Origin of the sequence: Levilactobacillus brevis ATCC 14869 = DSM 20054, from assembly GCF_001433855.1 — a bacterium.
In the GTDB taxonomy this organism is placed as follows: Bacteria; Bacillota; Bacilli; order Lactobacillales; family Lactobacillaceae; genus Levilactobacillus; species Levilactobacillus brevis.
On sequence record NZ_AZCP01000004.1, the window covers coordinates 322,821 to 342,195 of the forward strand.

Genomic DNA, 19,375 nt, shown 5'->3' on the forward strand with positions numbered 1-19,375 from the left:
CGGATTCGTTTGTTACAGTAGGATTACAGGGTTGGTTAGACCACAAAAAGACGAGAAAGCTTGCGTTTTTTTAAAAAGTCGGTTGAAATCGAGGGTAATGGGTTTCATCGTTACCGATTGTGGTGTACAATACTTACCATAGTTAGCACTCATAGAGAAGAGTGCTAATACCAAGTACCTCATCGAATAGAGTTAAAATGGAGGGCGATTTTATGATTAAAATGTACTTTCACGCAAAAACGACGGCTGTTACCAAGGCAATGAAATGGTTGGCTAACCATGATGCCAAATTTACAGCTCGTGATATTAAAAAACAACCATTAACCCGGGATGAAATCCTGTACATGCTATCTTTAACTGAAGAAGGAACCGATGACTTGATTTCGACCCGTTCTAAGGCCTACAAAGCATTACCAGCTTCTGTGCAAGACATGGGCATGAATGAATTGGTTGATCTGCTGCAAAAGAACCCCGGAATCTTGAAGAATCCGATTGTGGTTGATCGCAACAAATTAGCCACTGGTTTCGACCTCGAAACGATTCGCGAATTCGTGCCGGCTTCTTACCGGAAAAAGGAATTGGCTAGTTTCTTCAAGATTTTGAATGGTAGCAAGAACAGTCTAGGTGTGTCACCAGCATAATAGAAGATTAAGGATTAACCGTGGTCAGTGGATCACGGTTTTTTTGTGCCGTAATCGTGAGAAAATATAGACGTATACAAAAAAGCCGTACGTAGTAGCACGGCTTTTTTGTAGTGGATTTAGCTTAATGTTGCCGGACGGGAATACCCGACTGTATGCCACCAGGAAACATTTGTGGCTTCGGTAATGACACCGTTTAATTGGGCATCGATCATTTTGTGGTTACCCAGGTAGATCCCACAGTGTGTAATATTGCTAGCGCTGGTACCGAAGAAGATTAAGTCGCCGGCCTTGGCATTAGCGGCACTAACGTGGGTGTAGCTATCGTATTGTGCTTGCGCCGTTCGTGGCAGCGTTTGCCCAATAGCTTGATTAAAGACATATTTGGTAAAGCCCGAGCAATCAAAGGCACTTGGTCCGTTACCGCCGTAGGCATAAGGTTTGCCTAGTTGTGTCTTGGCAGCTTTTAAAATAGAATCATAGGTTCCGGTCCCTGTAGATGAAGTTGTTGTTGCCGTGTGGGCATAGCTCTTCTTTTGCAAATACCCGTGCCAGATCCAACCAGCAGCAGTCTTTCTGCCGTTGGTGACATAGTAGTAGAGGTATTTAACCCCATTCTTTTTGATGATGTAACGTTTTTTAGTGGCGTGCCACGTGGTGTTGGGATAATTTTTTAAGTAATGGGTCTTCTTCCCAAAGGTCATGTTAGTGGCCGTTCCCCCTAAGTTGTAGGTCCACCCCGTCGCGCTCTTGCGTGTATAGGCGGTACTAGCCATATTGCTGGTACTAACAATTGTATTTGTACTATTGGCATGAGCGGTGGTGCTTTGACTCAATGCGGGTACTAAAGCGGCGGCAAATGCCACGGCGAAACTAACTTTTTGTAGTGTCTTCATTTTGCAATTCCATCCCTCATATGTATTGTTGTGATCTCAGTAGTGTTATCAAAGTACAGTTACTAAGATAGTCGTTATGAGTTACAGAATGGTTACGGTGCAAAATCATTGGCATTACTATTTTGTGCGTAATCGTAATATTACAAGGCTTGGGCCACTTATACTAGGCGTTTGCCCAGTTGAATTGATTAAAAATTAGATGCGCTTGTTGCTAATCGGCAATTGCCGCTGGTAAGTCATATAGGCGGCCGTTGGTGGAAAGGGTAGTCGGGACTGTAAGTGCATAGCCAAAGGATCAGTCGTATCAAATTCACCGGCTAGTGTGTGAAAATGCCGTTGTAGCCAATTTAAAATGACTGGTAATAGATGGTCTAATTGGCCACTGTGCCGTTCTCCTGGCCAAGCGATTGCGACGGACGTGGGGGAGTCGGCAAAGGAAAATAGCCAAGCTTCTAGGTGTTCATTGACCATTAAGGCCAGTGGTGCCTCAAGAATTTGATCTCTAAAAATACGAGCTTGCCACGCTTCAGGTGATTGGGAGATTACGGGGTTATTGAGGTGTGTCTGGGCATAGTCCTGATAAGCCCAAGCACTCAGTTGCTGACAGAGTTTTGGATTTGCTAAGACTTGCGCCGCACTTAAGACGGTTGCATGGGCATCCGGTAATCCAGTTGTCGTCAGTGTTAATTGGGGAAGATAGGTCGTGCGAATAAGATGGAATTCGTGCTTAGTTAGCCAGAGATTAAAGGGATGTTGCGGTGCAAAGTCACGGGTGATGAGGGATTGATGGTGCCCGCTTAATGCTTGCTGCGTCACATCTGTGAGAATTTGTTGGCTGATAGACGTAAAGCTGGGACGCGTTGGGTCAACGTAGCCAGCAAAGTATAGCGCGTGGGGATGAAGGGCGTTTGTCCAAGTCGTAACCAATCCTTGTGGTTGGTGAGGATCACCGTACAAGGTAGGGTGCCGATGCTCTAATTGTTGTGGTAGCTCTCGTGTCTTGGCGAGCTGGTGTAATAGGGGATAAATAGTTGTCAAAGCGAGTCACCTTCTTAGAAAAATTAAGCTTAGTATAGGCCATAAAAATTAATAGTGACAAATGAACACATCTATTTTTTAGCCAGAACCGTTGTGGTGGTGAAATATCCGTCAAAATAACTAGCCGTTTACCAATTAATGGGTGATTGCCTGTTGATTGTTAGGAGGAGTAGCGCGAGAATAAGGTTGGAAACTTTTATGAAGAAAGTAGGGATTAAACGATATGGAAACTAAACGTACCCATTTTAAAATGTATAAAAGCGGTCGCCGTTGGGTATTTGCCTGTGCGGTCATTGCAGCTTTGGCAGGTGGCGTAACGGTAACGGCACAAGCTGACGTAACTGATGATACCAGTTCTAGTATGACGACTAGCAGTCAGGCAGCAACGTCATCAGAGAGTAGTACTAGTGCGACGAGTAGTGTGGTGAGTCAGTCAAGCGTCAGTGCCGCTAGTCAAAGCAGTACGTCAGTGGCTCAGGAGAACGGTAGCAGTACAACGCAGACATCTACAGCTACGCAGACGACTGAGTCAACAACCGAAAAGACGGCAACCGCAGCGACTAAGACAATAGCCAAGGCAAAGAAGGCTAAAGCGACGACCCACACGACAACCGCAATTGTTCCGGGGAGTCGGTTAAGCCTAGCTTTGGCAAATACCTTAAAAGCTAAAACACGTACCGGTGCAACGCGTAAGCAACAGTTGGGGCACACGAACGCACTCAGTTCTGCTGCTACCAAGGCCCGGACGGCTAAGGCAACCGTTGCTAGTTTGTTACAAAAACTGGCCGATCAAACGCCGGCAACTACTACGGCATTAACGCCATATGCGGACAGCGGCATTCAAGCAGGTGGGAGTGTCTACGATGATTTCCCGGATTTAGATAATTTACTGGGGGTCTCCTCAGTCTTTCATATCTTTGCGCGGGAAGCTGAGTTGAACGCCCACACAAATGGTAACGTTGCGGTACAAAATTTGATTGGCAACGTGAACTTCGGAACAAACATCATTGAAGAACTATTGGATAAAGATATTTCTTACATACAAAACCTAACCAATATTGCTGGTAGTTCATTTGTCTCAGGGGGGGATACCCGTGAAAACAAGGTGATCTTCGGGGACGGCATTGAAGTAGATATTAGTAATCCTAACCGGCCGATGGTCAATGGCGTCTATATTGATCACTTGCTAGCCTCAGAAGTTTATCAAGATCAAAATGGGCAAACGTACATTGATTTTGATGCTGAGTTTGCTAAGTTAAAAGCACTCAATGAGTCGTTAGCGAATACGGCAAGCGAAGTGACGTATTCGAATAGCGATTTTGATGACTTGAATAAGCGGGTCATCGACGTTAGTTCTATGACGCCGAATGCCAATAATCAAATTGTCATTAATGTGACACCGGATGTTCTTGCTGGCAACACGCCATTAACCATTTCTGGGTTATCACCAGATGCTGATGGGACGACGGTGATTATTAATGTGGATACGGGTGGTCAATCGGACTATACGATCAACTCACAAATTAAAATCATTTACAGTGATGGAACGGAACGAAATAACCAAGAGACCGAAGACTTTGGTGACAACCATTTGCTGTGGAACTTTTATGACAGTACCGCTAGTGATAAGCAGTATGGCGGCACGATTAACGTTAACGCACCGTTCCAAGGAAGTGTCCTCGCGCCTTCTGCGACAGTAGTGGCTAATCAAAACTTGGATGGTAATATTATTGCTGACAAAGTGGTTGTTAATGCGGAAACCCACCGGTGGGACTTGCAAGACAATACGGACGCCGAAGATGAACCGGAATACGAAGAGGTCATGACGCTTCCGGGAATTGGGATTGAATTACCGAATATTGAAGAACCAAACACAGAGGAACCAAACACAGAGGAACCAAACACAGAAGAGCCTAACACTGAGGAACCTAATACAGAGGAGCCTAACACAGGAGACCCCAACGTTGAGGAACCGCAAACTGAAGAACCAACCGATGAAGAGACGACGTATGAACATGAACAACCTAATTTAGCTGATGAATACGAAGACGATTTGATTGATTTTGAAGAAGAAGGGAACACAGCGGCCGAAGAGACTTTGCTCAATAAGGTTGACGCGGCAATTGCTCAAGCTAAGGCGGCAGGAAACCAAGCCCTAGTTGCTGAATTGCAAACAGTCCGTGGCGAGATTCTGGCAGCCTTGGGACTGGCCGATGGCTTACCACAAACGGGTGAAGCCCATCAAGGCTGGTTACAAGTGCTTGGCTTGGCCTTAGCTGGTGGTCTGCTAGGGACAACCATTATTCGCCGGAAACGGCAAGATTAACGCAAAGAATGTCAAAGGAGCTGTGACGAATAGGTCACGGCTCCTTTTTTGTTATTAGACAATCATACGCAGTCCCATCACGATAAGCAACAGCCCCATGAACGGCTTAACGTATTGATTGAGTTTTTGTGGATCAATATGCATCAGTAAGCGTGGGGCACACAACGCCCCTAAGACAGCCCCAATCATGAGACTCAGGCCAACAGACCAGTCAATATTGTTAGCGGATAGGTGAAATAGGAGCCCGACTAGGGAGGTTCCGACTAAGACGTAAGCGGAAGTAGCTGCCGCTGGTAACATATCAATCCCTAGAACTAATAACCCAGCAATAATAGGGCCACCACCACTAAGTCCAGCGACACCAACCATAATGCCACTGAGCGCCCCATAAATGGTCGCCTGTGCCCGTTGATGGGGCGCTGGGCGATCATTGTGACTAAGGAATCGCTTAATCAGAATTTGAAGACCCAAGCCCATTAAGATAAGGGCGACCAGCCAAGTATAAAGCTTACCGGGTATGTATGGCGCAAGCAACGCCCCCACAATGGTCGCGGGAATGGCGGTGAGTAACATCTGATTACCAACTCTGAAGTGTATTTGGCCAGTTCGGTAATGACCATAAGCCCCCACCACTAGAGATGGAAAGGCCGTGAATAAGGACGTGGATGCTGCCACGGCCGGCGCTAATCCAAAAACACTGGTTAATAAGCCCAGATAAATGGCTGCGCCCCCACCATCAGTTGACAAGACTAAAATCCCGACTAAAAATCCAATTAATACTAAGCCTAACCACATGAGCAACCGTGTCGTCTCCTTGTTTGTAAGAACTTTATTGATCAGTTTAACGACTAACGGAAATATCGTCAATGTCTGTGACTAAAAGTTGGATCTTGTTGTATGATGAAAGGCAACATAGGATTCAGGAGGCAGACAATGAAATTAGAACAGCAACGCGTATTAATTGTCGGTGGAACGTCAGGTTTTGGTAAAGCAGTAGCGCAACAGGCACTGCAGGCTGGTGCCCAAGTGCATATTATTGGCCACCAGCAAGCACATGTCGATACCACCATTGCTCAATTACGGACCTTAGGGGTCATTAAGGGAACGGCATTAGATGCACAATCTGAGGCAGCTTTAACAGCTTTTTTTGAGCAACAGTCGCCATTCAATCACGTCTTATCATTTTTGGGTGGGGCAATGGGTGGTGGCTTCTTGGATAATTCAGTCGCGACTATTCGTCAAGCGATTGAAGATAAATTCTTTGCCAATTTACAGTTGTCAAAGATGGCAGCCACCCATCTTATTGATGGTGGTTCATTGATCCTAACATCAGGTGCTGGCGGGCACCCAGCCGACGCGTCTGGAGCCATTATTGGTAACCAGGCGATCAATACGTTGGTCGCCGGTTTAGCGGTAGAAATGGCGCCGCACTATCGGGTTAATGCGGTGGCCCCGACTTGGACGCCGACAGGATTGTGGCGGCAGTTGACCCCGCAGGCAATCCAGGAACAATCAGCTGCGTTTGCAAAGGGGGTGCCCCTACAGCGAGTCGCCACTAAAGACGAGGTTGCTTCGGCCTATCTGTACTTAATGAGCAATGATTTCGTAACGGGCCAGGTGCTTCATGTGGATGGCGGTGTGGATTTATAAAGGGGGTCAAGGAGAGTTAAGTATCGTTGACCTCACGTTTTCGTATTAGATGGTTGGAGATCAAAAGCGCCCGGAATCTTTCCCGGACGCTTTTTTATGGCAAAACGGCTAACGTTTGACTGACTTGATTTGTAAGATTAAGATACCGCCGATGAGAGAGAAGATAAAGGAAATGATGAAGATACCAGCGTAACCAAATAGAGCAATGACACCAGCGGCAATTACCGGTGCGATGGCCTGCGTAATGGTATTCCCGAGATTATAGATTCCCAGGAAGAAGGCCACACGGTTTTGGTCGGGAATCACTTCCAGGTTTAGGAGGTTATCCAGTGAATTCCATAAGCCCATACCAATGCCAGCAGCGAATGCATAGGTAATAATTCCCAAATTGTCGCGGAAGAAAAAGAGCATCAGGGCACCGAATGCCAGAAAAAGCGTGGAGAAGCCAACCGGGAGTTTTAAAATCTTAAATTTATCAGACAGTGGACCCGCAACAAAGCCCATGAAGACGCCAAAGATTAGCATGATGAGGTTAATCAATTGAATGGCAGATTGTGTCTGGTTCCCCCGATGGAGAAAATCAGTCATAATGTAGAGAATGTAGCCGGTGATTGCAAAATTACCGACACCTTGGAATAGTTTGGCAATTAAGGCAAGGTAATAATCGCGCCCAACGGACCACCGTGGAAAAATAGCAGCGGCATCTTTTAAAGTGAGTTTTTGATGCGCTGGTTGTGTCGTCACGGATTGTTCGGCTAGGTTGCTTGGTTCATGAACGATCAAAGTGGCAATGGAGACACCGATAAAAGTAAAAATCCCAAAAATAATGAAGCCTAAGCGAAACTGACTTAAGAATAGTGCGCCAACGACATTAAAGCCATTATTACCGAGTGCCATTCCCAAGCCACCATAGGCCGAAGACGCCGTTGCGCGACCATCTTCTGGTGCAAAATCAATCCACGCAACCATGGGGGCCACGATGAAGTTGAGGGCGGCTTGGCCCACCATCCAGGCTGTTAGCAAAATGGGGATGTTGGGGGAAAATGAGGCAGCAATCATGGCAAGCATAAAGACGAAGGCGCCGCCCATCAACCATGGTGCACGTTTGCCGAAGCGTGAGTGGGTCTTATCGGAAAGCGCCCCCGCAATCATGTTGGAAAGCGCGGCGACAATCATGCCACAAGTAGAGAAGAGCGCGACGAGTTCAACTTTGTGAGGCGCGTCAAAGTGTTGAATCAATGCCGGTAAGAAGAGACTATTCATGACGATGTAAGGGCCTAACCAACTAGCTGGTCCAATGATCAGGCCGGGAATCAGACGTTTAAGGGGGATGATTACTTTATTCATGAGTTAAGTCCTCGGTTTCATAATTTTTGACAGTGTAGTAATCAAAGTCAGCAAATGAGACGTGTTGGTAAGCATCAACTGCACCAATAAAATTGAAGAGGCCAGTAAACCCGCCAATTTCGCCTGGTTCACCGTTAACGCCTTCATCGGATAAGTAGCTGACATCAATCGGTGCTTCTAGCACTGACCACTCAGCCTGTTGGGGCAATTGATAACTGACTTGGGCCCAGCCATCGTGGTAGTCGATTTTTAAGGCGACATGACCATCTGGAATGTCAACGGTTATCCGGTGATCGATGCGTTCTCCTAGCTTAGCCTGAAGAATTCGTAAGACTGTCCGGTCTTCTGTATCGGCTTGGCATAAGCGGACATATAACCAGTTATTGGCATCGTAATACAAGCCCAGTCCAGCTGTTTGTGAGTAGTGAGTCGGATGAAAAGTCAGTGCCGTTTGACTTGTGTAGGTCAGAGCGGTTGCCCGCGTGCCCATAATGGCGGGATTGAACTGGGAAAACAATGAATTTTGACCGTAAATGCGTAAGTGCTCGGGATGCTCGGTGATGTTAACCCAATCCGTGGTCTGCTGATGGTAAGGGGTCATGAAGTGGTGATCAACAACTTTGGCGGTAAAATCAGTGTGAATATCCGCCGTATGAGTTTGTTTTGGGGATGAGTAGTCACTGGGAGCAGGCGTGGTGAGTTTGGCTAGATTGCTGCCATCAGCCATTTGCAGCCAACCATCAGTTGTCCACCTCATTTTTTGTAAGGCTGTTTCTCGGCCTAATGGATTCAACGGTTTATTGGGGAGTGGACGAGACATGAGGTGAGCCACGTACCACTCACCAGTAGGGGTTTGAACCAATGAACCGTGGCCGGCCTTCTGCATGGGTGCACGGGGATCAAAGCGTTCAAAATGGCCAGCATCAGGATCACCTAACGAAAAGAGGTGTTGAGGCGATGAGGTGATGATGGGTTCGCCAGTTGGGTTGGGTTCATACGGACCGAAGATTTGACGTGATCGGCCCATCTCGATACCGTGAGCGTAGCCAGTGCCACCAGCAGCGATTAGTAAATAGTAGTAGTCATTGTGATGGTAAATCTGGGGCGCTTCGGCACAACCACGGGTAGTAAAACCCGTGGTAACACGATGCCAATTGCCAATAATACCGCCATGTTCAAGGTCAACTTCCGCAATGACAATGTGTCCGGGTGCTTGGTAACCATCCCTGGTTTCCCATTCCAAAATGGACAGGTAGTGTTTGCCATCTTCATCGTGGAAAAGAGCGGGATCAAAACCGATTGAGGTTAGGTAAATAGGTGCCGACCACGGACCCTGAATGCTGTCGGCAGATATTGCAAAAGAGTCGGCATTAAATTCGCGACCGGCCATATTTTGCATGTGAGAATAGGCTAGCCAAAACTTATGGGTTTGCGAGTCGTAGGATAAATGTGGGGCCCAAATACCAGCAGGTGTGTTGGTGCCACGAAGATTGACCTCATCTTGGGTGAGAGCGTAAGTGAGGAGCTCCCAGTTAACTAAATCAGTTGAATGAAAGATTTGAACGCCAGGCGTCCAGTGGAACGTCGAGGTTGCGATGTAATAATCATCAGCTACTCGAATGATTGACGGATCGGGTGCCATACCGGGAATAATTGGATTTTGAATTAAAGTCATCTATTTTCACACTCCATTTGTTAAACCTCATGTTAAAATGAACACTACAGTGATAGGATTATAAGTTAGTTGTTCACAAGCCCTAACCTGATAGATTCACAATAATGTGTAAGCGGATACAAGTCAATTTGACGTATAAAGATAGTCATGAAAAGACGTCACTTAGGTCATAATTGTCATTTTTTTAGGAGGCGAGCTAATGCGACAACATCATGAGAATGTGATTTCTAATCTGGATATTGGTATACGGTTTTACGAGTCAACGGTGACAACGAGTGGTTATGTGCCGTTTCACTGGCATAGTAGTATTGAATTAGTTTGCGTATTGGCAGGGCAGTTGACCTTTCAGTTTGACGGTGTCGCGCATGTTATTCAGGCAAATCAATTTGAAGTTATTTCGTCAGGGGTTATCCATGATGTGACCAATACGCCGAATCATGCGCTGGTTCTGCAGATTCCCTTACCCTTTATTGAAAAGTACGTGAAGGACCCGGCAACCTTAAACTTTCAATTAACCGGGCAAGAACAAACGGCTGATTATCACCGGATTGTGACGTGGTTTCAGGAGCTTAATCGAGTTAACCAGCAACATCAGGCGGGGTATTTGTTTGATGAAGGCGTTTTGGTGCTACTGATGCTCAAAACGCTGGTAGTTAATTTTACGGACGAGAAAAACCCACTGACAACGACGGCCAGTGGGCTAAAGGATTTGATTATTTATATTAATGATCACTATCGCGCTAAACTACGCGTGCAAGATCTCGCGCGTCGATTTGGGTATAACACCAGTTATTTATCACGGCTCTTCAAGCAGCAGACCGGCGTGACCTTAATCGAGTATCTCTATATGGTCCGGCTTAGCCGATTCTATCAGGAGCTAACGACCACCGATACACCGATTAGCCAGCTACTCGATCAACATGGGCTAACCAATCACCGGACGGCCCGGGAGATGTGTTTGCAGATGTATGGGCTGCTACCTAAGCAACTTAGAACGCGCGCTCGAACTAACTAATTGCCCTTGGTCTCACTCGGGGTTGCACTATATTATTAATAACTGGTCCAGCCGCCATCAACGGGGACAACGGTCCCATTAACGTAACTAGCTGCATCGGAACAGAGGAACAAAGCGGTCTGCGCGATTTCGGCACTCGTACCGGGTTCAGGGGATAGTGGCATCCCCACATTTTGACGGGCCATGCCTTCCTGATCGACACCCGTCATGGATTCGGCAATGTTCGTCTTGATACCACCGGGGGCAATTGCGTTGGTTCGGATGCCCATGTTTTCATACATGTAGGCGGTATTTTTGGTAAGGCCAACGACGGCGTGCTTTGACGCGGTATAGGCTGCGCCGGCCCGCCCGCCACCTAAACCACCGACAGAAGCAATGTTCAAAATAACGCCAGACTTTTGCTTAGTGAAAATCTTTAGGACTTCTCGGGTTGCCAGCATGACGCTAGTGGTATTAACCGTCATGACCTTATCCCACAATTCATTAGTGAGTGTGCCAACTGGAGCCATATTATCCATGATCCCGGCATTGTTGACCAAAATATCGAGACGGCCGAAATGATCAACCGCGCTTTGAACCATAGCGACCACGTCAGCCTCTTTGGTCACATTGGTTACACTGGCAATTGCCTGACCACCAGCTGTGGTAATGGCCGTCACAACCTCATTTAAGCGGTCCTGATTAATGTCAGCGGCAACGATCTTGGCGCCTTCTTTGGCAAATAATTCGGCCATTGATCGACCCATACCAGAGCCAGCCCCCGTAATAATTGCCACTTTATCGACTAATTGTTGAACCATCCAACTCACTCCTATCGGTTATTGATTTAGCATCTAATTGCTTAAGTTTATTATAGTCTTATTTACTAAAGAAAGCGCTTGATAGACCAGAGGTCACTATAGTTGACGTCAAACGGCTTTCATGTAACAATAAAAGTAACAAAAGGAGCGATGAACGATGAAATATGTTATTACCGGGGCGACTGGTCATCTTGGCCGTCAAATTACCCGCCAGTTAGCGCAGCGAGTAGCACCTGAAGAGATAACGTTAGGGGTGCACACGCCCAGTAAAGCCACTGAATTTGTTCAGCAGGGGATGACGGTTCTACCATTGGATTACCAAGATGTGACCAGTTTGGTAGCCAGTTTGCGTCAGGCTGATGTGGCGATTTATGTGCCCAGCAAGAGTCATGATAGTTTTAGTCGCGTGAGTGAATTTGAAAATGTCGTGACGGCAGCAGAACAGGCGCAGGTCAAACACTTACTGGTGATGGGTTTTATTGCCGATCAAGTGAATAATCCGTTTGATCTATCGGCGTTTTATGGCTATGTTCCCCGTCGTTTAGCAGCCAGTACGTTGGACTATACAGTCGTCCGCAACGCGCTGTATGCTGATCCGCTAGTCCCTTATCTACCAGAACTGATTGCGCGTGGTAATGTTATCTATCCGATGGGCGATGCGTCACTAAGCTTTATTAGTCTGGCGGAAAGCGCAGCGGCATTCGCGCAATTAGCGGTGACGCCGACGTTATGGCGTCAGCCTATTTACACCTTGACTCAGGAACGTTCGTATACGATGCCCGCTTTGGCTGAGGTTTTGAGTACTGCTAGTGAGGCTAAGATTGGGTATGCACCGGTAACGTTGCCCCAGTTTGCCGCGTTATATAACGAAGGAAATGAGGGTCATATGTTAGCGTCAATGTATGCCGGTGGTGCGCAAGGGTTATTGGCGACGGTTAGCACGGACTTTCGGCAGATCATGGGGCGTCCAGCGCAGAGCTTACCAGACTTTTTAAGCGCGACACTTGCGAAGTAAGGCGGGATCAGTATAATTATTCGGTAAAGATATTTAGGGGGGACTCATGATGCGCTATTCACATAAGCTTAGTGATGCAGTTCATATCTTGGCCTATATTGTTATTTACCGGGATCATGATTTATCTAGTGCGGCCATTGCGGCGAGTGTTACGTCTAACCCGGCGCTGGTTCGTCGATTGATGGGCGCTTTGCGACGGGCTAACCTGTTAGCCACGACGCAAGGTGCAGCGGCACCAAAACTGGCACGTGATCCTGCCTTGATAACGTTGCTGGATATTTATCAGGCTGTGGAAAATCCGGGGGGTCTGCTACACGTTGATGAGGAGACCAATCCAAAATGCATTGTTGGTGGCAATATTCAAGCCACTTTGGAGACGGCCTATAGTGAGGTGCAACAGGCAGCGGAGCGGCAGATGCAGCAGATAACGTTAGCAAGTCTAATTACGGATATTTGGACGCGTGAACGAGAAAAAAGTAGCACACACTAAAAAGGTCGCGACGATTGTCGGGACCTTTTTTGGTGGCAATTAATGATGAAGTTCATCAGCGAAGAAAGTATCAACGACGCGCTGACTGGCATGACCATCTTCCCAAGCGTTAAAGCGTTGGCTAAATCGTTGGTAAGCCGCAGCGTATTGTTGCGTAACGGCTGGTAAATCATGTAGGGCGGCCAAAATGTCGTCGTTAGTCTTGAGTAGGGGCCCCGGCAGATCAGTCTCCATGTTGAGGTAAAATCCCCGGAGGACACTTCCATACTTTTCGTAGTCATAAACAAAGTACAGAATAGGCCGTTTTAAAATGGCGTAGTCGAAAAAGACACTGGAATAATCGGTAATTAAGACATCGGCAATTAAATATAATTCGCTAATATCATCGTAACTAGATTCGTTGTAAACAAAATCACCAAAGCCGGTTGTGTCTAAGTGTTCAGTGATAAAGTAATGCGTGCGGAGAACTAAAACATACTCGTCACCGAGTTCTCGTTTTAGTCGATCAATATCTAGCTTTAACGTGAATTTGTAATCCCCAACGCCGTAGTAATCATCATCACGCCAAGTTGGGGCGTAGAGAATAATTTTTTTGTCGAGGGGAATCCCCAACTTACGTTTGATTTGTTGGGCCTGCTCGTCCTTATCTGGCGCACTCAAAATATCGTTGCGCGGATACCCCGATGGTAACATTTGGTCGGTGGGGTACATGAAGGCATGTTCAAAAACGTCGACGGAGAATTGGTTAGCCGTGACGAGATAGTCCCACTGACGCGATTGTTGGTAAAAAATCGATTTGTACAGCGGGTTGGCACTGGCAACGTTATCCATGTCAAACACCAAGTGTTTCAAAGGTGTGCCATGCCAAGTCGCTAGAAATTTAGTGCCTGGACGTTTGATGAACCACTTCGGTTGGCGCATGTTAATGACTTGAAATTTGGCGGTGGCTAAGTAATACATGTAACGCCAACCGAAGCGCTTGACGACCTTGGTATTGGACCGACCGGCCGGCGTTTCACTAACCCCTGGATTCATCACCCAAACGTGGTGAAAGCGACCAGGGTAGTTCTTTTCAAGATAGTTATAAATGGCTTTAGGACTATCAGAAAAGTTGCGACCGAGAAAAGACTCATACAAAATGGTTCGGGGTTTAATGGGCAACTTGGTGAACCACCAGTTGTAGGCCAAGCGGGTAATACCTCGCCCCCGGTGACGGATCACACGATTCAACTGTCGTAAGCGAACCAATACGTTGATCTGAAATTGAGGAACGCGTGGTTGGCGACGAATCGCGCGTAAGATTTGACGGCTATTGTGGGGTAACTCGCGTAAGGTATCAGGATCAACGAGCTGTAAATAGTCGTGCAACTGGTCCATTAACGCAGGACTATCAGCAACGGTAGTTTCGGAGCTGGTCGCTAACGCTTGATAGAGATAGCGGTGTAACCGATCTAAAGTGAATCGACTGAAGGCCACATGTAAAGGACCGACCGGTAAGTCCACCAGAGCCAACTGCCAAGCAGCAAGCCGGTGGTGCCAGCGATGGGGGTCCTCTAATTGGTGAATGGACGGTTGATTGATGGGATCATTGTGTTTAACACGTACATATAGGGGATCGGCTAGTCGCAGATAGGTCGGCGTTGCCAGCATTGCCTGCGTTAGGAAGTGGTAATCAGGGTAGAGGGCGTTGGCCTCATCAAATTGCCAATGATGTTGCTCGACCAGTTGGCGATTGAGTATCTTGCCCGTTATTTTAGCTTGACGACCAAATTGCTCAAATCGATCTTCGCCAGTGAATAACAAATACTTGTGGGTGAGCCAGTTCTGAACCGCGGAAGAAGCTGGTGTGGTAGTCGGTAGCTCAGTCAGCAAGTCAGCGGGTAAATTAAGTGATCGATTCCGCAGACGCTGGCGTTTAGGACCACCCCACTTGGGTAGTGTGTCAGTTGCCGAGGTCTGCGTGAGACTGTTGACAAAAGAAACGTGTGGTTCATAGGTCGGGTATTGATTTAAGTCGATAAAGGTTGTGGATTTTAGGCCTTCCAGCGCAGTAACCGTTGCTAACGCCGTTGGAAGCAGGTAATCATCACTATCAACAAAGACCAACCAGTCGCCCTGAGCAACAGCCATGGCGGCGTTGCGGGCGGCGCCAACGGTTGAAGCTTTGGGGTGTACCTGACGAATGGTAAATGGTGCTTGCCATTCCGTCTGGTCCAAGTCAATCGGTAAGGTACCCGCAATCAACCATTCAAAATCAGTGGTCGTTTGGGCCATTAAGTTGGTTTTTAATGCCAATAATTGGTCATATTCGCTGGGTAAGTACGGTGTAATCAAACTAAATTTCATGAGATCCCCCTAGTAGAATAACTGATGAGCCACTCGAGGTGACAGCATCCGCAGCAAACCTAAGCGTGACCACCGATGGATTGGGGGCGTCTGAGTTTGTTTAATTTGCGTCAGTAACTGAAGATGTGTCGCCGTCGATACTTGACGGCGTCCGGCAACGTTCAAAATCTGGTTAAATTGTTGTTGACGATATTGGGTTATGAGTGGAGCCCATCCCAAAGCCAAATGATCAAGATCAATCATTTGAAGTTCAGAGAGCCAGCGCAAAGGTGTTGTAACAGTCCATGACTGTCTTGCGATAGTGGGAACGTGCAGTCGGATGACTTCAGTTGCTGATTGTAGCAAAGAAAGTGTCTGCTGCAATGAAACTAAGGGTATATCAGGAAACAATTGCATACTAGGCAATAATAAGCCAGTTGGTCGTAATCGTTGACTCAAGTATTTAAGGCTTTGAATATTCGTTTGAATGCTATAGTTTTGGAGACCCCAAAGTGCCAATTGTTGAGCACTGGTTGTATCTGAACGATCAGTTACCAACTGGTGTAAAGTAGTTTGGAGACGATTTTCTATATGTTGGGTAAGATAGTCCTGAATTTGAAGGTCCAACGCTATGCTACTGTCAAAAGTTGCGAGACTAATGAGACAGTTGGGATGCTGCTGAATAACTTGAGCCCACTGGCGAAAAGCGCCAGGTAAAAGATGATCTGTGTCACGTAAATTCAGTAAGTATGTCCGTTCTGCTGGGATAATGTCAGGATGACCTACAGCTAATGACCAAGCCTCGGCTTGATGTTGCTGAGTTGAAGTCAAAGTTTGACCCTCAGGTAACTGTAGATTCAAAGAGATATCCGTGAAGCGCTGGCCGTTGACTTCCTCGATGAGTGTGGTTAACCGCACCCAGTCTAGCTGCGCTTGAGGGACGATATTAAGATAGATGTGCATAATTTTCCTTCTCCGGTAAGTAAGTTAGATTGACAAAAAAATAATTATTAAGGTTCATTATACCCGCATGCGGGTGAGATACCAGATTTTTATATAAAACGGGATTGAATTAGAAGACAAATTAATGATTCTTAGGATTGATTTTTCACTAGATGGTATTGTATATAAGCTATTTTTCTTTGCCGAACATGTATCTTATTTAATTTTCAGATTTACAACAGAAAAAGTTTAATTAAATTTGTCGTCTAAAAAAAATCTTCCACTTTGTATTGGAAGATGTTTTTTAGACTTATTGCATTAGACCTGGTCAATTACGCTGTTTAGGTGGGAGACCATTTGTCCAAGTTGTGTTGAATTTAGATTTAGACATCATCGCGGCTTAGCAAGGTAATGGCCTCGCCTTGTGCTTGACGGCGATCGATGTTTTGCTCGCCCCAGACACAGAGTTCGTGCAGGATACCGGACAGACTCTGGCCGTAGTCAGTTAAAGTGTAGTCGACTTTAGGTGGTACTTGCTTATAAACGTGACGTTCGACAATATTAGCGGCTTCCAACTCCCGTAATTGTTGCGTTAACATTTTTTGTGAAATTTGGGGGATGGCCCGCGCCAGTTCACCAGTCCGCATGGTTTGATGACGTAGGTGGCATAAAATAATGGATTTCCATTTACCGCCAATAATTTCCATCGTTGCTTCAACACCAATATGATAGGTTTTTGTGCTCATCAAAGCGCCTCCTGATTAATTATTACTTTTTGGTGGGTATCGCACTTTAAAGTGGGTTCTTGTTCTGGATATCCTAACCAGTATAATCATAACTCATACAACAGACAACTGGTATCTAGAGGAGGTTCCTATGACAAAAAAGATTTCACCAACGTTAACTTTATTGGCACTTGCTGTAAGTGCATTTGCAATTGGATCAACGGAATTTATTAGTGTGGGATTAATTCCCATGCTCATTCAAAGTTTTCATGTGAGCTTGGCACAAGCCGGCTTAACGGTTTCTGTCTATGCCTTGGGTATTATGGTCGGTGCGCCGCTGATGACGTTACTAACCGGTCAAATGAATCGACACACCTTAATGTTGATGATTATGGGATTGTTTATTGCTGGTAATTTACTGGCCGCTTTGGCACCGACATTTAGTATCCTATTAGCTGGTCGTGTTGTTGCGGCCTTAGCTCATGGCATTTTTATGACGGTGGCGTCCGTCATTGCTGCGGATGTTGTGGCTCCAGCTAAACGGGCATCGGCGATTGCAGTTATGTTTACCGGGCTGACGGTGGCCACTGTAACGGGTGTGCCATTGGGGACCATGATTGGGCAACTGGGCGGTTGGCGGTGGTCCTTTATCTTTATCAGCGTGATTGGCGTGATCGGACTTGTTGCCGACTACATCTTAATTCCACGCCAGTTACCGTTACCAAGTCGCGCAACGGCTAAAGGGATTTTGCGGGTCTTAAAGACACCACAACTACTATTGGCCTTATTAGTGACGGCGTTGGGTTATGGTGGAACTTTTGTGGCCTACACCTATCTGTCGCCATTATTAGAAACGAAGATGGGCTGGTCAGCTCAGGCGGTCGTCGTGATTCTCGTTGTTTACGGGGCAATGGTGGCGTTAGGAAATACACTAGGTGGTCGCTGGGCTAATGCCCATCCCTTGCCAGCCTTATTGAAGATGTTCGTTGGTTTAATGGTGACCTTGTTGGTATTAACGGTAACGTTACACAGTCAGTGGCTGGGTCTCTTAACTGTGCTAGTCATGGGATTCTTTGCCTTTATGAACGTTCCGGGACTACAACTCTACATCGTACAGGTGGCCGAACAACAGACGCCACAAGATATCACGATGGCTTCCGCATTAAATATTTCAGCTTTCAATGTGGGGATTGCGTTGGGGTCGGCGATTGGCGGTCAAGTGACCAGTCAATTTGGCTTAGCATGGACACCACTTTTTGGAGCATTAATGGTAGGACTTAGCATTGTCGCAACGATGGGATTGATTTGGCTGGCCCGACCGGCTCGACGGTTAATCAATAAATTCAATCATCTTTAAAATGAAAAGGACGCCCATAATCGGACGTCCTTTTTTTGCTTTTACAGCATGAAGTTTGAGACTAGTTTAAGGCAAATCATTACCAGCAGCGAAGTAAATATCGTACCATTCCTGCTTGGTTAAGGTAACATCAGCACCGGCCGCACTATCCTTGATGTGTGTCGGATTCATGGTACCAAGCAACACTTGAATGTTGGCGGGGTGGCGAAGAATCCAGGCAATTGCAATACCGTTTTTAGAAACACCATATTTGTCAGCCAATTCCTGCAACTTTTGGTTGAGTTCAGGGTATTTCGGGTCATTAATGAACATACCTTCAAATAACCCATACTGGAACGGTGACCACGCTTGAATGGTCACATGGTGGCGCCGAGAAAATTCAAGAATTCCCCCGTCATGGTCAACAGAACGGCTGTCGGTCATGTTGACGTGAAGTCCGGCATCAATCATACCCGTATGAGCGGCACTGAATTGGAGTTGGTTGAACATTAACTTTTGATCAACGACATCTTGCAGCATTAAGTATTGTTGCACGTTGAAGTTGGAGACCCCAAAGTGCCGAACCTTGCCAGATCGTTGCAAGGTGTCAAATGCATCGGCAATCTCGGCCGGTTCCATCAGTGGATCGGGACGGTGTAAGAGAAAGGCATCCAGGTAATCAATATTCATCCGTTCCAAAATACCATCGACGGCATCGATCAAATGTTGCTTAGAAAAGTCATAACGCTTCCCAAAGACTAGGTCATCATGGCTCCGTTGCGGGTCAACGATAATGCCACCCTTGGATTGAATATAGAAGTCATCGCGCTTCAGACCAGAGGCCTTCAACGCTGCGCCAAAGGTCTTTTCAGATTGACCATTGACATAAATGTCAGCCGAATCAATATAATTAATCCCGGCCTCGTGAGCTGCCTGTAAAGCCTTGACGGCGTCTGCTTGTTCTAAGACGCCCATCCGCATGATTCCTAATGCAACTGCTGAGGCTTGCCAGTTAGTATTGCCAAGTTGTCGTTGTTTCATCAGAAAAACTCCTTCGTTTTCAGATTAGTCACGTACATCCTTAAGTGTACACCGTCCGGCTAATTTTTTCGCGCTAGATGACTTTTGGGGAAAAAGGTTGACTTTTTGCCAGC

Annotated in this window: 17 protein-coding genes; 7 read left to right on the forward strand and 10 right to left on the reverse strand. The window is 46.5% G+C overall.

The window, feature by feature from the left end; genetic code table 11:
• The first annotated feature begins 212 nt into the window (after positions 1-212).
• Positions 213-641 carry a Spx/MgsR family RNA polymerase-binding regulatory protein gene (locus FC61_RS09450; RefSeq protein WP_011667158.1) on the forward strand — a complete coding sequence of 143 codons (429 nt, stop codon included), beginning with the start codon at positions 213-215 and terminating at the stop codon, positions 639-641.
• Between the two features lie 119 nt (positions 642-760).
• Here FC61_RS09450 and FC61_RS09455 read toward each other — a convergent pair whose 3' ends face one another.
• Positions 761-1,537 carry a C40 family peptidase gene (locus FC61_RS09455; protein WP_011667159.1) on the reverse strand — a complete coding sequence of 259 codons (777 nt, stop codon included), beginning with the start codon at positions 1,535-1,537 and terminating at the stop codon, positions 761-763.
• Between the two features lie 195 nt (positions 1,538-1,732).
• Positions 1,733-2,575 (reverse strand): hypothetical protein, encoded by an 843-nt coding sequence (locus FC61_RS09460; protein WP_035464944.1) that lies wholly within the window; start codon positions 2,573-2,575, stop codon positions 1,733-1,735.
• A 223-nt stretch (positions 2,576-2,798) separates the two neighbouring features.
• Between FC61_RS09460 and FC61_RS09465 the strand changes: the two genes are divergently transcribed.
• Entirely contained in the window at positions 2,799-4,901 is a 2,103-nt protein-coding gene (locus FC61_RS09465) for a collagen-binding domain-containing protein (protein WP_021742426.1), read from the forward strand.
• A gap of 54 nt (positions 4,902-4,955) precedes the next feature.
• Here FC61_RS09465 and FC61_RS09470 read toward each other — a convergent pair whose 3' ends face one another.
• A complete protein-coding gene (locus FC61_RS09470; RefSeq protein WP_035464951.1) occupies positions 4,956-5,696 on the reverse strand; it encodes a sulfite exporter TauE/SafE family protein in 741 nt (246 codons plus the stop codon).
• A gap of 138 nt (positions 5,697-5,834) precedes the next feature.
• On the opposite strand from FC61_RS09470, the gene FC61_RS09475 reads away from it, so the two are divergent.
• Entirely contained in the window at positions 5,835-6,551 is a 717-nt protein-coding gene (locus FC61_RS09475) for an SDR family oxidoreductase (protein WP_035464943.1), read from the forward strand.
• A gap of 108 nt (positions 6,552-6,659) precedes the next feature.
• Here the strand turns inward: FC61_RS09475 and FC61_RS09480 are convergent, their stop codons facing one another.
• Both FC61_RS09480 and FC61_RS09485 read right to left on the reverse strand, forming a co-directional pair.
• Positions 6,660-7,898, reverse strand: coding sequence for an MFS transporter (locus FC61_RS09480; protein ID WP_011667165.1), 1,239 nt, complete (start codon positions 7,896-7,898; stop codon positions 6,660-6,662).
• Positions 7,891-9,573 carry a glycoside hydrolase family 43 protein gene (locus FC61_RS09485; protein WP_042516673.1) on the reverse strand — a complete coding sequence of 561 codons (1,683 nt, stop codon included), beginning with the start codon at positions 9,571-9,573 and terminating at the stop codon, positions 7,891-7,893. Before FC61_RS09485 ends, FC61_RS09480 begins: the two co-directional genes overlap by 8 nt.
• A 199-nt stretch (positions 9,574-9,772) precedes the next feature.
• On the opposite strand from FC61_RS09485, the gene FC61_RS09490 reads away from it, so the two are divergent.
• Positions 9,773-10,588, forward strand: coding sequence for an AraC family transcriptional regulator (locus FC61_RS09490; RefSeq protein WP_021741859.1), 816 nt, complete (start codon positions 9,773-9,775; stop codon positions 10,586-10,588).
• 35 nt (positions 10,589-10,623) lie between these two features.
• Here the strand turns inward: FC61_RS09490 and FC61_RS09495 are convergent, their stop codons facing one another.
• Complete coding sequence (locus FC61_RS09495) at positions 10,624-11,388, reverse strand: glucose 1-dehydrogenase (RefSeq protein WP_011667168.1); 765 nt, start codon at positions 11,386-11,388, stop codon at positions 10,624-10,626.
• Positions 11,389-11,545: 157 nt separating this feature from the next.
• On the opposite strand from FC61_RS09495, the gene FC61_RS09500 reads away from it, so the two are divergent.
• Positions 11,546-12,403, forward strand: a complete 858-nt coding sequence (locus tag FC61_RS09500; protein ID WP_015473250.1) for an SDR family oxidoreductase — start codon at positions 11,546-11,548, stop codon at positions 12,401-12,403.
• 49 nt (positions 12,404-12,452) lie between these two features.
• On the forward strand, positions 12,453-12,893 hold the full coding sequence (locus tag FC61_RS09505) for an Rrf2 family transcriptional regulator (protein ID WP_035464610.1): 441 nt from the start codon (positions 12,453-12,455) through the stop codon (positions 12,891-12,893).
• A gap of 39 nt (positions 12,894-12,932) precedes the next feature.
• Here the strand turns inward: FC61_RS09505 and FC61_RS09510 are convergent, their stop codons facing one another.
• From FC61_RS09510 to FC61_RS09520, 3 genes are all read right to left on the reverse strand, one after another.
• Positions 12,933-15,239: a bifunctional glycosyltransferase family 2 protein/CDP-glycerol:glycerophosphate glycerophosphotransferase gene (locus tag FC61_RS09510; protein WP_021741861.1), complete on the reverse strand. Its 2,307-nt coding sequence runs from the start codon at positions 15,237-15,239 to the stop codon at positions 12,933-12,935.
• Between the two features lie 9 nt (positions 15,240-15,248).
• On the reverse strand, positions 15,249-16,181 hold the full coding sequence (locus FC61_RS09515) for a hypothetical protein (protein ID WP_021741862.1): 933 nt from the start codon (positions 16,179-16,181) through the stop codon (positions 15,249-15,251).
• 362 nt (positions 16,182-16,543) lie between these two features.
• Complete coding sequence (locus FC61_RS09520; RefSeq protein ID WP_011667173.1) at positions 16,544-16,906, reverse strand: winged helix-turn-helix transcriptional regulator; 363 nt, start codon at positions 16,904-16,906, stop codon at positions 16,544-16,546.
• A 130-nt stretch (positions 16,907-17,036) separates the two neighbouring features.
• Between FC61_RS09520 and FC61_RS09525 the strand changes: the two genes are divergently transcribed.
• Positions 17,037-18,242, forward strand: a complete 1,206-nt coding sequence (locus FC61_RS09525; RefSeq protein WP_021741863.1) for an MFS transporter — start codon at positions 17,037-17,039, stop codon at positions 18,240-18,242.
• 66 nt (positions 18,243-18,308) lie between these two features.
• Here the strand turns inward: FC61_RS09525 and FC61_RS09530 are convergent, their stop codons facing one another.
• On the reverse strand, positions 18,309-19,262 hold the full coding sequence (locus tag FC61_RS09530) for an aldo/keto reductase (RefSeq protein ID WP_015473257.1): 954 nt from the start codon (positions 19,260-19,262) through the stop codon (positions 18,309-18,311).
• Between the last annotated feature and the right edge of the window lie 113 nt (positions 19,263-19,375).